This is a genomic window from Bradyrhizobium sp. BRP19 (genome assembly GCF_020194195.1).
GTDB lineage: Bacteria > Pseudomonadota > Alphaproteobacteria > Rhizobiales > Xanthobacteraceae > Bradyrhizobium > Bradyrhizobium yuanmingense.
Genome location: NZ_JADYVZ010000170.1, coordinates 1 through 423 on the forward strand (window position 1 = coordinate 1; position 423 = coordinate 423).

General features: G+C 69.7%; 1 protein-coding gene. It reads left to right on the forward strand.

Annotated features, from left to right (window positions below; translation table 11 throughout):
* The coding region (locus I6F36_RS39040; RefSeq protein ID WP_225173298.1) for an ATP-binding cassette domain-containing protein at nt 1-423 on the forward strand (423 nt) is incomplete at both ends.

Here is a 423-nt window from a genome sequence, read left to right on the forward strand (position 1 = left end):
ATCCTGGGGCCGATGCTCGGCACCATCATCCTGACCATCCTGCCCGAGATCGCCGCGCCGCTGGCGGCCTGGTCGACGTTCCTCTACGCCGTGCTGCTGCTGGTGATCGTGCTGGTGATGCCGGGCGGCATCGCGGCGCTGCTGGATTTCCGCAACCGCCGCCCGCTCGCCAGCAACCGCGCCATCGTGCCGCGTCCGGCTGTTCTCGCCGACATCGTGCGCCGGCGCAGCGGCGGCAAGCACCTGAGGCTGCGCGGCATCGCGCTCAGCTTCGGCAATGTGAAGGCGATCGACGGCCTCGACCTCGACGTGGCGCCCGGCGAGATCCACGGCCTGATCGGCCCGAACGGCAGCGGCAAGACCACGACGCTCAACGTCATCTCGGGCTATTACGCCGCCAAGGCCGGCACGATGACCCTAGGC